Origin of the sequence: Sediminibacillus albus (assembly GCF_900101125.1) — a bacterium.
Lineage (GTDB): Bacteria > Bacillota > Bacilli > Bacillales > Amphibacillaceae > Sediminibacillus > Sediminibacillus albus.
Genome location: NZ_FNFL01000001.1, coordinates 256,462 through 268,745 on the forward strand (window position 1 = coordinate 256,462; position 12,284 = coordinate 268,745).

General features: G+C 42.0%; 16 protein-coding genes. 2 read left to right on the plus strand and 14 right to left on the minus strand.

Going from position 1 to position 12,284, the window contains the following annotated elements; all coding sequences use genetic code 11:
* Nucleotides 1-554 precede the first annotated feature (554 nt).
* The 3 genes from BLR93_RS17855 to BLR93_RS01380 are packed head-to-tail and all read right to left on the minus strand — an operon-like array spanning nucleotide 555 to nucleotide 1,981.
* Nucleotides 555-692, minus strand: a complete 138-nt coding sequence (locus BLR93_RS17855; protein ID WP_175559209.1) for a hypothetical protein — start codon at nucleotides 690-692, stop codon at nucleotides 555-557.
* A 48-nt stretch (nucleotides 693-740) separates the two neighbouring features.
* Nucleotides 741-1,067: a CHY zinc finger protein gene (locus BLR93_RS01375; protein WP_093210482.1), complete on the minus strand. Its 327-nt coding sequence runs from the start codon at nucleotides 1,065-1,067 to the stop codon at nucleotides 741-743.
* Between the two features lie 35 nt (nucleotides 1,068-1,102).
* Nucleotides 1,103-1,981, minus strand: a complete 879-nt coding sequence (locus tag BLR93_RS01380) for a 5'-3' exonuclease (RefSeq protein ID WP_093210483.1) — start codon at nucleotides 1,979-1,981, stop codon at nucleotides 1,103-1,105.
* 158 nt (nucleotides 1,982-2,139) lie between these two features.
* Between BLR93_RS01380 and msrA the strand changes: the two genes are divergently transcribed.
* Nucleotides 2,140-2,667: a peptide-methionine (S)-S-oxide reductase MsrA gene (gene msrA / locus BLR93_RS01385; RefSeq protein ID WP_093210484.1), complete on the plus strand. Its 528-nt coding sequence runs from the start codon at nucleotides 2,140-2,142 to the stop codon at nucleotides 2,665-2,667.
* A 137-nt stretch (nucleotides 2,668-2,804) separates the two neighbouring features.
* Here msrA and BLR93_RS01390 read toward each other — a convergent pair whose 3' ends face one another.
* The 10 genes from BLR93_RS01390 to BLR93_RS01435 all read right to left on the minus strand — a co-directional run bounded on the left by BLR93_RS01390 (nucleotide 2,805) and on the right by BLR93_RS01435 (nucleotide 10,839).
* Nucleotides 2,805-3,827: an LLM class flavin-dependent oxidoreductase gene (locus BLR93_RS01390; protein ID WP_093210485.1), complete on the minus strand. Its 1,023-nt coding sequence runs from the start codon at nucleotides 3,825-3,827 to the stop codon at nucleotides 2,805-2,807.
* A gap of 31 nt (nucleotides 3,828-3,858) precedes the next feature.
* Nucleotides 3,859-4,272, minus strand: a complete 414-nt coding sequence (locus BLR93_RS01395; RefSeq protein ID WP_093210486.1) for a GNAT family N-acetyltransferase — start codon at nucleotides 4,270-4,272, stop codon at nucleotides 3,859-3,861.
* A 212-nt stretch (nucleotides 4,273-4,484) separates the two neighbouring features.
* Nucleotides 4,485-5,153 (minus strand): bifunctional phosphoribosyl-AMP cyclohydrolase/phosphoribosyl-ATP diphosphatase HisIE, encoded by a 669-nt coding sequence (gene hisIE / locus BLR93_RS01400; RefSeq protein WP_093210487.1) that lies wholly within the window; start codon nucleotides 5,151-5,153, stop codon nucleotides 4,485-4,487.
* Nucleotides 5,134-5,901, minus strand: coding sequence for an imidazole glycerol phosphate synthase subunit HisF (hisF, locus tag BLR93_RS01405; protein ID WP_093210488.1), 768 nt, complete (start codon nucleotides 5,899-5,901; stop codon nucleotides 5,134-5,136). Before hisF ends, hisIE begins: the two co-directional genes overlap by 20 nt.
* Nucleotides 5,898-6,602 (minus strand): 1-(5-phosphoribosyl)-5-[(5-phosphoribosylamino)methylideneamino]imidazole-4-carboxamide isomerase, encoded by a 705-nt coding sequence (gene hisA, locus BLR93_RS01410; RefSeq protein WP_093210489.1) that lies wholly within the window; start codon nucleotides 6,600-6,602, stop codon nucleotides 5,898-5,900. Before hisA ends, hisF begins: the two co-directional genes overlap by 4 nt.
* On the minus strand, nucleotides 6,603-7,199 hold the full coding sequence (hisH, locus tag BLR93_RS01415; RefSeq protein ID WP_093210490.1) for an imidazole glycerol phosphate synthase subunit HisH: 597 nt from the start codon (nucleotides 7,197-7,199) through the stop codon (nucleotides 6,603-6,605).
* Entirely contained in the window at nucleotides 7,196-7,783 is a 588-nt protein-coding gene (hisB, locus tag BLR93_RS01420) for an imidazoleglycerol-phosphate dehydratase HisB (RefSeq protein ID WP_093210491.1), read from the minus strand. The genes hisH and hisB overlap by 4 nt, the downstream gene beginning before the upstream one ends.
* A complete protein-coding gene (hisD, locus tag BLR93_RS01425) occupies nucleotides 7,770-9,095 on the minus strand; it encodes a histidinol dehydrogenase (RefSeq protein ID WP_093210492.1) in 1,326 nt (441 codons plus the stop codon). The genes hisB and hisD overlap by 14 nt, the downstream gene beginning before the upstream one ends.
* Complete coding sequence (gene hisG, locus BLR93_RS01430) at nucleotides 9,092-9,712, minus strand: ATP phosphoribosyltransferase (protein WP_093210494.1); 621 nt, start codon at nucleotides 9,710-9,712, stop codon at nucleotides 9,092-9,094. The genes hisD and hisG overlap by 4 nt, the downstream gene beginning before the upstream one ends.
* Complete coding sequence (locus BLR93_RS01435) at nucleotides 9,709-10,839, minus strand: ATP phosphoribosyltransferase regulatory subunit (RefSeq protein WP_093210496.1); 1,131 nt, start codon at nucleotides 10,837-10,839, stop codon at nucleotides 9,709-9,711. Before BLR93_RS01435 ends, hisG begins: the two co-directional genes overlap by 4 nt.
* 208 nt (nucleotides 10,840-11,047) lie before the next feature.
* Here BLR93_RS01435 and hisJ point away from each other — a divergent pair, with 208 nt between their 5' ends.
* Nucleotides 11,048-11,884 carry a histidinol-phosphatase HisJ gene (gene hisJ, locus BLR93_RS01440; protein WP_093210498.1) on the plus strand — a complete coding sequence of 279 codons (837 nt, stop codon included), beginning with the start codon at nucleotides 11,048-11,050 and terminating at the stop codon, nucleotides 11,882-11,884.
* A gap of 69 nt (nucleotides 11,885-11,953) precedes the next feature.
* On the opposite strand, the gene BLR93_RS01445 is transcribed toward hisJ, so the two are convergent.
* Nucleotides 11,954-12,145: a YozQ family protein gene (locus BLR93_RS01445; protein WP_093210500.1), complete on the minus strand. Its 192-nt coding sequence runs from the start codon at nucleotides 12,143-12,145 to the stop codon at nucleotides 11,954-11,956.
* Nucleotides 12,146-12,284 lie beyond the last annotated feature (139 nt).

The window sequence follows — 12,284 nt, forward strand, 5'->3', positions numbered from 1 at the left end:
CTTGCGAAAACCGAATGATAACAGCATATGAAGTTTAAAAAAGGCATTTTTAACCATTCGATTGATGACTAAGTGGATATAAATGGAAGTATATCAAGAGGTAGTTCCTTAATAGTATCGAATAAGCATTAGTACGGCGCTACGGCAATATCACTACGCTTTCCGCGGGCGGCTGGTGAGCCTCCTCGAGCATGCGCTCTGCGGGGTCTCACCGAGTCCTTCCCTCCCGCATGGGAACAGCATGAGTCTGAAGACCCCGTAAGAAACGATTTCTGCTTCTGAGCACAAGGAACGCTTCGGCAGCGAGTCATCGCACGGTGAAAATTGCTCCTTTATTTTCAAGGAGGCTGAAGCAGTGGCCACAGAAAGAGGAGTATTCTGTTGGCGCAAGTTTAAGCATCCAACCTTTTTAGAAGGAAGAACTAGAGTTGTCACTGTGTCCGCAGTTTAAATTAAACACAAAAAAAGAAAAATCGAACGGGTTCGAATGTTAAAATTTTCGAATCATCGTTCGATTTTGCTTTGACCGCTATCCTTTTTGTCGAACCTCTTTGTTACCGCCTCGTATTACTCTTCTTGGCTTTTTCTTCAAGGTCAGAATGCGGCCGGTGATCCGCCGCGTCCTCTGTTAATCCCTGCGGATTGACACTAGGCGCAGCTTGCCCTCTGTCACGCTTCTTTTCTTTTGCCATCCTTACCACCTCCAACTATAGATTGGTCGGAAAATGCACTTTTATCCATTACCGACCAAAATAAAGATGGTGATGGATTTTACACCCTGGATTAAAGGGTGACTTACAGGATGGGCAGCAATCTGTATATAAATATTCTGTAATGGTGAGTTCATAATGGCAGGCGCCGCACAAAACTGCCCGTTCATTAAATTCTGTTTTCTCCCACACTTCCGCTGAATGGCCGGTGGATTCCTGGTGACATTTGTAGCAGGGATAATATTGTTTACAGCAGGCAAATTTTATGGCAATGATATCCTGAGATGAATGATAATGCCGGCATCTTGTGTGTGAATCTATCACTTTTCCGAATATCTGGTGATTTCCTACCTCCACAGCATCCCCTCCTGTCTATGTTCGGCTTATTTGGATTATCCTACTTGGCTAAGCATTTTAGATAAGCCCCGCAGTTCCAATTCCTCGAACTTTTTCTTGATTGAATCCTTATTGACTTGCCAAAGCGCATCTTCTAGCGCACATTCTAACGGGACTTCACAATGTATCTCGGCAAGCTTTCTGGAGAGGTGCAGCATGTCAAGATTTTGTTCAATTTTATTTCTGATTCCCTTGGAAAGCTTGTCTAAATTATCCAGAATAGCTTCGATGGAGCCATATTCCATTAAAAGTTTAAGCGCGGTTTTCTCGCCGATACCCTTAACCCCAGGATAATTATCGGAAGCATCGCCCATCAACGCTTTTAATTCAATAACCTGGTAAGGTGTTATCCCTTTCTCTTCCATAAATGTATCTCCCTGATATAGTGCGTAATTCCCCTGGCCTTTTTTCATAATCGCTACAGAAATTCGTTCATCTACCAGCTGTAAGATGTCCTGGTCGCCCGTTAATATAGTTACCTGGTGATTTTGGCTGTACTGTCTGGCCAGTGTTCCGATACAATCATCAGCTTCATACCCTGCCGTACCCACATTCGGGACATCAAATGCATCCATGACTTCCTTGATCATATCAAATTGCGGGATTAGCTCTACCGGTGGTTCACCTCTATTGGCTTTATACGGAGTGTACAGTTCATTTCTAAACGTTTTGCTCCCCATATCCCAGCAACAAATGACGTGGCTTGGCCGGAAAGTTTCTACTGCATTTAAAAAGTACTTTAAAAAGCCGAATATGCCATTTGTAGGAGACCCCTTGCTGTTGAGCATGAAGTTCCCTGTAAAAGAAGTCGCGTAAAACCCTCTGAACAGTAAGGCCATACCATCTACTAATAGAACGTTATGTTGTTGTTTCATTATAATAACTCCCTTGTTTTATAAATAACTGACATGATTGATTTTAACATATTTCACTTGTATATTCTTAGATTGCCAGAAGGAAACAATTAAATTGTAGGAAATAATTGTTCTGTGTTATAGTAAGTCCTACAAAAAAAGAACAGAAGGTGGAAGACATGGGAAGGAATACAGCAGTGGCTACTTTTGCCGGAGGGTGTTTCTGGTGCATGGTTAAGCCCTTTGAAGAATTTGATGGCATTGATCAGGTTGTTTCCGGATATATGGGAGGAACAGTTGAAAACCCGTCGTATGAGCAGGTGAAAACGGGAGAAACCGGCCATTATGAAGTCGTGCAAATTAGCTACGATCCAGCGCTTTTTAGTTATGAACAGCTGTTAAATATATATTGGCCCCAAGTGGATCCTACGGATGACGGCGGACAATTCCATGATCGCGGAAGCCAGTACCGGGCCGCTATTTTCTATCATACAGAGGAACAAAAACAGCTGGCAGAGAAATCAAAGCAGCAAATTGCGGAAAGTGGCAGATTTGCAAAACCGATTGTCACAGAGATTCTGCCAGCCGGTATTTTTTATCAAGCGGAGGATTTTCATCAGGATTTTCATAAAAAGAATAAGAAAGAATATGAAGAAGACAGAGCCAAGTCTGGCAGAGACGAGTTTATTGAACAAAAGTGGGGTTAAACGCGAAAATAAAATCAACCCTTGCAAAAAGATCAAGATGAATGATGCTTGATCTTTTTCATTTTTATTTTAGTAACTGTTCGCTAGTTTACGCTTATTTCATTTTAGTTTACATAATAATGTTATCGCCAATTTATCTAATTGTTTCTTCCGTTGGCGGGCGCTGCAAATCCGAATTCCCGGGTAATTAACCGGTAAGAATTTAATTTTGCTTTAAAGTCATATATATTAGTTATGATTAAAAATTCTTCGGTTTGGTATATTTCTGCAAGTTCTTCCAGCCTGCTTTTGACAAAATCCGGCGTTCCAATAATGCTGCGCTGGCGATTTTTACGAATCGTGCTTAACTCTTCAGGTGTATAGGTATGTTTTTTGGCTTCCGCTATAGAAGGAACCTTCGTATCCCTCCCATTGCCCACATTCAACAGCCACTTATCCTGAGAAAGAGCCAATTCCTCGGCCTGTTTTTCTGTTTCTGCACAAACTACAAAAATACAGACATTTGTCTGAGGTTGCGAGAAAGTCGCAGATGGCTTGAATCGTTCACGATATGTTTGCAGTGCCGATTCGCCATTGGCAGGGTTTATAAAATGTCCATAAGTAAAACCTACACCTAAATTTGCCGCATTTTTTGCTCCTCTGTCTGACAAACCAAGAATCCAAATATCCGGGCTTGTTTCTACACGTGGTCCAGCTTTTACGGTTTTATATGGATGGTCCGCCGGAAGTGAATCGTGTAAGAAACCTTGCAAATCTGCTGCTTGCCTGGGAAAGGAGCTTAAACTCTTTTTATGGCCGTCCGTCAATGCCAACCTTGTCGTTTGCGGGCCTCCAGGAGATCTGCCTAAACCTAAATCAATTCTTCCTGGATAAAATGCTTCCAGCATCTTAAAATTTTCGGCTACTTTGAGCGGACTGTATTGTGGAAGCAATACTCCGCCAGAACCAACTCGAATTTTTTCCGTATTCGCTGCAATTTGCCCAATTAGAATTTCCGGGGAAGTACTGGCCAGGCCACTCGTACTGTGATGCTCTGCAACCCAGTACCTTGTATAGCCTAATTTTTCAGCTTCCTTTGCCAATGCGATTGTATTATTTAATGCTTCTCCTGGTTTATCCCCTCTGGAAATCGGTGCCTGGTCAAGTACACTTAACTTCATTGTCATTCACCTTTCTGCTATATTGACTAATTTACTCTTCGAGTGTTTTTCTGAATCCATAAAAAGGACGGAAACCTAACTGATGATAGTATTGCTCTGAATTACTGGAGGCAAGCATTTCCATCCGCGTATCCGGGAATTGCTGATGTACATAATTCAACAGTTCAGTACCTGCTCCTAACCTGCGATAAGGTCGAGCAATCAGCAATTCACATATATATAACGTTACAGCAGTATCGGTAAGTCCTCTAACATAACCTGCCATAATATCACCATCAAATACTACATAGGCCACGTGGGAATTATTCCAAGCATCTCTTGTCTTTTTTTCATTCCAAACTAAACTGTTCCAATTTTCTTCTCGATTGAGCTTTTGAATATGATAAAAATCAGACATCTGATATTTTCGGCATAAAAGTGTTCCATTTCTTAGTCTTAACTCCATCGCCCATCCCCCCCTTGTTTAGTTAGTCATCTACCCCTTAAATGATTGTTCCCCACTTGTGCGGTTGGTTATTAGATGTCTGTCCCTATATTTTACTATTAACCCAGCATCGGTTGCGAAGTATATTGCTTAGCAAGCTCCACTTATTTGGCTATGGCGTAAATGAAACATAATGGAAAAACACGCTAAGTACATGTACCTAGCGTGATTGATTACCAGTTTTTAATGTGCGGTCGATCGCCTTTGCTGTTTCCTTTTTTTGAAAACCGTCTATTCAACTCACTCTTTATGTCATCCAGTGACACATTTTGATCTGCCATGAGAACAAAACTGTGGTAAAGCAAGTCACTCAGTTCGTTAATGATCTCCTGCTTGTCTTTATTTTTAGCGGCAATGACGACTTCGCCAGCTTCCTCAATGACTTTTTTTCCAATCTTGTCAATCCCTTTGTCAAATAAATAGTTTGTATAGGAATTTTCTACGCGTACTTTTTTTCGTTCCTCCACTTCCGCCATAACATTGTCAAAAACCGAAGTATGGGCAGTTGATTCTTCCAGCTGTATAATATCTCCGTCCCTGGTTAATTGATGGAAAAAACAAGTTTTATTCCCCGTATGGCAGGCAGGTCCTTGCGGATCGACCCTGATAAGCAGGGTATCGCCATCACAATCTATATAGATATTTTTAACAGTCTGATAATTTCCTGACGATGCACCCTTATTCCATAGCTTTTGTCTGGAACGGGAATAGAACCAGGTTTGTCCAGTTTCGATTGTTTTCCGGTAAGCCACTTCGTTCATATAAGCAACCATCAATACATCATTCGTATGGTCGTCTACGATTACAGCGGGTATCAACCCTTTAGAAAAATCCAGGTTCACGAATATTCACCCCTTGTCCTGCACAGCTTTGTTTAACTTCTTTTATCGAAAAAGTGCCCTGGTGAAAAATAGAGGCAGCTAATGCGGCAGATACGCCGGTTTGCTTGTATACCTCTGTGAAGTGCTCCGGGCTTCCACAGCCCCCTGAAGCAATAACAGGAATGCGTACTGCATCGACAACTGCCTTGGTAAGTGAAAGGTCGAACCCATGCTTGACACCATCAGTATCGACGCTTGTCAACAGTATTTCTCCTGCCCCTTTTTGTTCTGCTGTTTTCACCCATTGTAAGGCATCGATACCAGTATCCATGGTACCGCCATGCGTCATCACGTGCCATCCGTCTGCATACCTTTTGGCATCTACAGCTATGACAATGCATTGAGACCCAAATCTGGCGGAGGCTTCCGTAATCAACTCAGGATTGGACACTGCCGCCGAATTAATGCCAACTTTATCAGCCCCTGCTTTTAACAGCCGGCTAACATCATCGATTGTTTTTACCCCTCCCCCGACCGTAAAGGGGACAAAGACTGTTTCCGCCGTTTTTTTGACGATATCTGTCATGGTATTCCGGCCTTCATTGGTGGCAGAAATATCTAAAAAAATGATTTCATCCGCTCCTCCCCGCGAATAGTCGGCGGCCATCTGAACCGGATCTCCCAGTTTTCTTAACGATACAAAATTAGTGCCTTTAACAACCTTTCCATCTTTTACATCGAGGCATGGAATCACGCGTTTGGCAATCACTTGGCGGCCCCCTTCAATCTTACCTTCCCATCGTAGATCGCCTTACCGACGATAGCTTCTTGAATGCCTATCTTCTCCAAAGCTGCTATATCAGTATTATCTCTAATACCTCCTGAAGCAACGATGCTGCAGGAAACCGCTTCGGAAATTTCCTGTAGGGCGGTAATATTCGGCCCAGTCATTGTCCCATCTTTGGATATGTCCGTAAATACAATAGTCTGTGCCCCGTACAGCTCCATCTTCTTGGCAAATTGGATATAATCAATATCAGAGACAGTTTCCCATCCTCTAGTCGCCACTTTTCCATTTTTTGCATCGATTCCTATTACAATTTTGTCGCCATATTGTTTTAATGCCTCTTTTAAAAATGTTTCATTCTCTATAGCTGATGTCCCTAAAACTAACCGGGAAGCACCAGCGTCCACTAACAATTTGACTGTTTCCATTGAACGGATACCGCCCCCGACTTCAATGGGAACGGTAGATTGGCTGCATAGCTTTTTGATTAACTGATATTGTCTGGATTCGCCGCTGCGGGCGCCATCCAAATCCACAACATGCACCAACTCTGCCCCATCACGAATAAATTCGGCCAGTTGTGACTCTGGATCGCTGCCGACTTCTGTAGACTTACTGAAATCACCCTGGTATAGTCGGACACACTTACCCTCAATTAAATCTATTGCTGGAATAATTACCATTTATAATTCCTCCTGAAGAAAGGTCTTTAAGATTTGTATACCAACTTCTCCGCTTTTTTCGGGATGAAACTGTATCCCATAGATATTATCTTTTTTTACGATTGCTGGGACACTCACTCCGTAATCGGCTGTTGCAGCTATAAATTTGTCTTCCGTGTTGGCTGCAAATGTATGGACAAAGTAAACATGCTCGTTTTCAAAGCGCTTAAAAGGATTTGTCTCTCCGCGTATTGCCAGAGCATTCCATCCGATATGGGGGAGTATATAATCTGTCTCCATTCTTTCTACCGAACCTGGCAGAATATCCAGACCATGGGAAAATCCCCCTTCAAAACCCTCCGTGAATAGCAGTTGCATGCCAAGGCAAATACCAAGAAAAGGTTTTGTCTCTGACAGCTTTTGCAGCGTCTTTTTTAAATCTCTTCCCCCTATCTCCGCCATAGCAGCATGAAAGGAACCTACACCTGGCAGTACAATATGCGTGGCATTGTGCAGCATTTGTTTGTCATCAGTAATAGCGGTTTCATAGCCTAGCCGCTTAAAGGCTGTAGATACACTTGCTACATTCCCCATTCCGTAATCTACGATGGCTATCATTCAATTAACCCCTTTGTTGAATTTACTCCGTTAATACTGGGGTTGATAGTTACTGCTTCAGCAAGCGACCGGCCCAGCGCCTTAAAGATAGCTTCTATTTTATGATGGGTATTTTCACCGTAAAGAACTTTTGCATGGAGGGTAATCCCTGCTTGAAACGCAAAAGCTTGCAGGAATTCACGGACCAGCTCTGTATCAAAGTTTCCTAATCGCTGATTGGAAAACTCAGCTTCAAAAACTAAAAATGGACGTCCGCTAATATCCAGTGCTACAAATCCGAGTGCTTCATCCATTGGTACATAGGCCTGGCCATATCGGTTAATCTGTGTTTTATCACCTAGGGCCTCCTTCATTAATTGGCCTATTACAATTCCTACGTCTTCAACCGTATGATGGCTGTCAATATGTAAATCTCCTTTTGCTTTTACCGTTAACCCAAGACGGGCATGGCGTGCCAGCAGCTCGAGCATATGATCAAAGAAACCCACTCCGGTTTTTATCTCTACTTGATCACCGTCATCGAGATTCCAGGCAGCTGCTACTTCGGTTTCCTTCGTTTTTCTTGTTTTGCTAGCTGTTCTCATTGCCATCCCACTTTCGTTCATTTATTTTTTGACCCTTTCGGAAACGTTGCTTTACTGCTCGAGAGTGACCCTCCAGTTTTTCAACCTCTGCAATATTAGTTATATGCCCTGCTGCCGATTCAAGGGCTTGAGATGAATAATATAGAAAGGTAGTTTTGGTCAAAAAATCGTCTACAGATAAACCAGATGAAAATCTGGCCGTTCCGGATGTAGGCAAAACATGGTTGGGGCCAGCAAAATAATCACCTAAAGCTTCCGGCGTATAATTACCAAGAAAAACCGAGCCTGCATTTTTCACTTTTGAAAGCAACTGCAATGGCTCCTTCGTTTGAATTTCCAAATGCTCCGGAGCAAGTTGGTTAACTAAAGCAAATGCTTCATCAATATCCTTGACCACTATTACAGCACCTTTATCTGCAAGGGATTTTTCAGCTATATTACGCCTTGGCAGGCTGGAACATTGCTCATTAAGTTGTTTGACTACAGCTTCAGCCAGTTGTGAAGAAGTTGTAAACAGAAATGCACGGGCATTTTCGTCATGTTCTGCCTGGGCAATTAAGTCAGCTGCTACATAGGATGGAATAGCATAATCATCTGCTATGATGGCAACTTCAGATGGACCAGCAATCATATCGATGCCAACATCTCCGAATACCAGAGATTTTGCTGCTGCAACATAAGCGTTGCCTGGGCCTACTATCTTATCGACAAAAGGAATCGACTCGGTACCATATGCCAATGCTGCAATCGCCTGAATTCCGCCTACTTTATAGATTTTATTCACTCCTGCGATATCAGCAGCTACTGCCAATACGGGTGAAATTTCCTGGCTATTCCTTACAGGAGTTGCCATGAACAGCTGATTCACCCCTGCCAAGGCTGCCGGAATTGCGTTCATTAGTACGGTAGATGGATAACTGGCCGTACCACCTGGTACATATAAACCAACCCGTTCAATCGGGCGGTATAACTGGCCAGAGATAACGTCTTCTGTCATATCCATAAAGCGAGTATTTTGCAGTTGTTTTTTGTGAAAATTTCTTATGTTTCCTGCTGCTGCCTGCAGTGACTCAATCACTTCTTTTGGCACTTGGCTCCACGCTTGCTCCCGTTCCCGCTCAGTTACTTCCCATGATTCAGGAATGATACCATCAAATCTTTTCACATAAGCAGCCAATGCCTTGTCGCCATTACTGCGTATATCGTCAATTACTTGCCGGGCGGTAGTTAGAATTTTATTGTCCAATTGGTTTCCTTTACGCCGTTTTAAAAATAAGTTACGAAATTGTTCAAGATCATAATAAGGAATCATGTTACTGCTTCCCCTTTCTGTAATGCTTCAATTAGAGGAGTTAAACAATCCTTTTTAATTTTCAAAGAAGAACGATTGGCAATACATCTGGCAGTGTACTGGTGAAACTCTTCCTTAATGATCAAGCCATTCTCCTTTAAAGTTGTTCCGGTTTCCACAATATCGACAATTCCATCCGCCAATCCAAGTATCGGGGCTAGTTCAACTGATCCTTCCAATTTGACGATATCTACCGATTCACCTTTCAACCGGAAAAATTCTTTCGTAATATTCGGATATTTGCTTGCAATCTTCCGTTTTCGTTCCGGCCACTTCCCACCTGCTTCAGCAGCAAGCGCCATGCGGCATTGCCCGAATGGAAGAGGCAGCAGATTGAAAACGTCCGGCTGGAATTCTGTCAGAACATCCTCCCCGACAATCCCTAAATCTGCAATTCCGTGCTCTACGTAAGTAGTGACATCCACCCCTTTGGCAAAAACGAACTGAAAATCTTCCGTATCGACGCGCAGCTTTCTTCCTTTTTTGACCAGAGGTTGTATATCGAATCCCAGGGACTGAAAATATTCTAGGAACTGTTTCTCAAGCCGACCTTTTGTTAATGCAATGCACGGTTTCATTTGTCAACCACCTTATCTTCCTTATTGAGCTTTGTAACGTCAACAATTTGATCATAATCAGCCCTATCGCTGTCATGAAGTGCGTAACGAATATCAACAATCCTGCCAGTATATTTCTTCCGCAGTTCTTCGGCATAAGCGTGGCTTTCTTCGGAGGCAACGAGGCAAATTTTTTCTTGTTCTTTTCCAAAGGGCAGTTTATCTGATAAAACGTCTACGTCAAATGCTAAACCGACAGCAGATATCTGTTCATCAAATTGTTCGTATAATTTATCGTAACGGCCGCCGGAAAAACAGGTTGCTCCATTATCTTTTAAATAACCTCTGAACATCGTGCCGCAGTAATATGGTAAGTTTTTCACTCTGCCAAGGTCTACCAATATTTCATCAACCCCACAATCGGACAGAAGCTGAGCTAATTTTTTTAAGTGTTGGATTATCTCGACAAGACGATGGTTGCTTTTCCAGTGTTTTTCATAGACTTCAATAACTTCCAGGGACCCAAAGGCATCTACTAAATTGGTCAACTCTTCAGCGGCCCGTTCAGAACCTGACTCGGAAGCTAAGTGAAGCACCTCATCTTTTCGTTTATCATGCATGGCTTGCCTTAATTTTTCTAATTGGGCAGGGCTTAAGTGTAAGGGTGCTGTCAGCTCTTCAAAAATCCCGGTATGACCCAATTCGATTACATACTCCGAGATACTAAGTTCTCTTAAAAAATTTACTGCAGTCAACAGGCACTCACTTTCACCTAAAAAAACAGGCGTATGAACAATTTCTATTCCAGCTTGCCTGCTTTCCATCCCATCTTTATCACTGCGATATACCGAGCCCTGATAACACCACTTTAATTGAGATGGGGGCTGGTTGACTAAAGCCCTGGCCACCGCCGTCGTCCAATCTGGCCGCAGGACTTCTATTTCACCTTCACGATTAAACCACTTAAGCATCGACTGCAGTGCCATTCCTGCATACTGATTGGTAAACGTTTCAGCATATTCCACTACTGGAGTGGAAATTGCCTCGAAATTCCGTCTTTTTGTCACTGTGCCGAAGATTTCATATGCATGAAACCGATTGTTTATTTGCTGTCCTGTTTCGTCTTGGCTTCCTGCTGGTAAAAACATAGGAACACTCACCTTCTATATAATCCTTTATCACTCTACCACTTTACTACATTAAAGTACTTTGTTGTTTAAAACTTAGCATAATTATATACTACCGTCAACAGGGTTGCTTTTAAATATAAAACTATTTAAACTATTAGAAATTGTTATTTATTTAAGTTAGAAAGTATAGTAACGTACAGTTAAAAATAAGGAGGTTAGCATATTCATGCGCATACAAGGTGATTTTCATGTTCATTCCAACTTCTGTCCACACGGCACAACCGATAAAATGGAAGACTATGTACTTGCAGCTATTGAAAAAGGGTTACAATATATAAGTTTTACGGAACATGCACCATTGCCCAAAGCTTTTAATGACCCTTCACCAGCTGGGGACAGCTGCATGAACCCCGATTTAGCTGAAGATTATTTCAGAGAAGGTGAACGGTTGAAGGCAAAATACGCTAATCAGATAAAAGTCACTGTCGGCTTTGAAGTTGATTACCTTATCGGCTATGAACAAGAAACTACAGCACTTCTGAATCAATGGGGAGGTTATTTGGAAGATGCTATTCTTTCTGTCCATATGTTGCAGACTCCTACTGACGAGTATGTTTGTTTAGACTATAGTCCGGAGGAATTTAACAATATAATAAAAGCATTTGGATCGACTGATTCAGTTTATGAAAATTACTATCAAACACTTCTTTCAGCTGTCAAAGCCGACTTGGGGCCCTTTAAGCCGAGGAGAATCGGCCATATTACTTTGATTGAAAAATTTCATCAGAGATTTCCCGTTCAACGGTCTTTTAAACAAGAGATACAAACAGTATTAAGAAATATGGCAAAATACAAGCTTGAAATCGATGTCAATGCTTCTGGCTATTTTAAACAGTATTGCCAGAAAAGCTATCCCGGTACTGATATAATAAAGGAAGCGAATAAACTTGGCATTCCATTGGTCCCAGGTTCTGACAGCCATGAACGCAATCATCTTACTCGTGGTTTTTACCGGCTGCCGGCTTTGGAGTACGCACTGCCCGGAGGTTTGCAAACTAAATAAAAAGCCGCGGTCAGAATGTATCATCTGGACCACGGCTTTTGGGTTTGCTTATCGTCAACAATAGAACGACTACTTCGTTTTACCCTTTTCATCATCTTCATTTCTATCAATGGTTCCATCGGTTAAACCACTTTCTACTTGCTTATGGGTTTTATCCAATCCTTTTTCTACTTCACTTTTTTCATTGTTTTTTTCGTTATCATAGTTTTTTTCAGATATCTCTTTGCTTTGTTCCTGGTTCACTTTATTATTTTCAGACATCGTTAGCCTCCTTGACTATATTTCAGATTGGACAATTAACTTTATATGTAATACATAAACGTTTTTATCCTCTTTTAAACCTATCGGAAAATATTAGCATGAAAAAGAGATTGGGACATAGCAAAAAAAAATGAGCGAT

Bases quoted from the DNA above. Each gene is read 5' to 3' on its own strand.
- BLR93_RS17855 (WP_175559209.1), bottom strand. From the start codon at position 692: ATGGCAAAAGAAAAGAAGCGTGACAGAGGGCAAGCTGCGCCTAGTGTC.
- BLR93_RS01380 (WP_093210483.1), bottom strand. From the start codon at position 1,981: ATGAAACAACAACATAACGTTCTATTAGTAGATGGTATGGCCTTACTG.
- msrA (WP_093210484.1), top strand. From the start codon at position 2,140: ATGGGAAGGAATACAGCAGTGGCTACTTTTGCCGGAGGGTGTTTCTGG.
- BLR93_RS01390 (WP_093210485.1), bottom strand. From the start codon at position 3,827: ATGAAGTTAAGTGTACTTGACCAGGCACCGATTTCCAGAGGGGATAAA.
- BLR93_RS01395 (WP_093210486.1), bottom strand. From the start codon at position 4,272: ATGGAGTTAAGACTAAGAAATGGAACACTTTTATGCCGAAAATATCAG.
- hisA (WP_093210489.1), bottom strand. From the start codon at position 6,602: ATGGTAATTATTCCAGCAATAGATTTAATTGAGGGTAAGTGTGTCCGA.
- hisH (WP_093210490.1), bottom strand. From the start codon at position 7,199: ATGATAGCCATCGTAGATTACGGAATGGGGAATGTAGCAAGTGTATCT.
- hisB (WP_093210491.1), bottom strand. From the start codon at position 7,783: ATGAGAACAGCTAGCAAAACAAGAAAAACGAAGGAAACCGAAGTAGCA.
- hisD (WP_093210492.1), bottom strand. From the start codon at position 9,095: ATGATTCCTTATTATGATCTTGAACAATTTCGTAACTTATTTTTAAAA.
- hisG (WP_093210494.1), bottom strand. From the start codon at position 9,712: ATGAAACCGTGCATTGCATTAACAAAAGGTCGGCTTGAGAAACAGTTC.
- BLR93_RS01435 (WP_093210496.1), bottom strand. From the start codon at position 10,839: ATGTTTTTACCAGCAGGAAGCCAAGACGAAACAGGACAGCAAATAAAC.
- hisJ (WP_093210498.1), top strand. From the start codon at position 11,048: ATGCGCATACAAGGTGATTTTCATGTTCATTCCAACTTCTGTCCACAC.
- BLR93_RS01445 (WP_093210500.1), bottom strand. From the start codon at position 12,145: ATGTCTGAAAATAATAAAGTGAACCAGGAACAAAGCAAAGAGATATCT.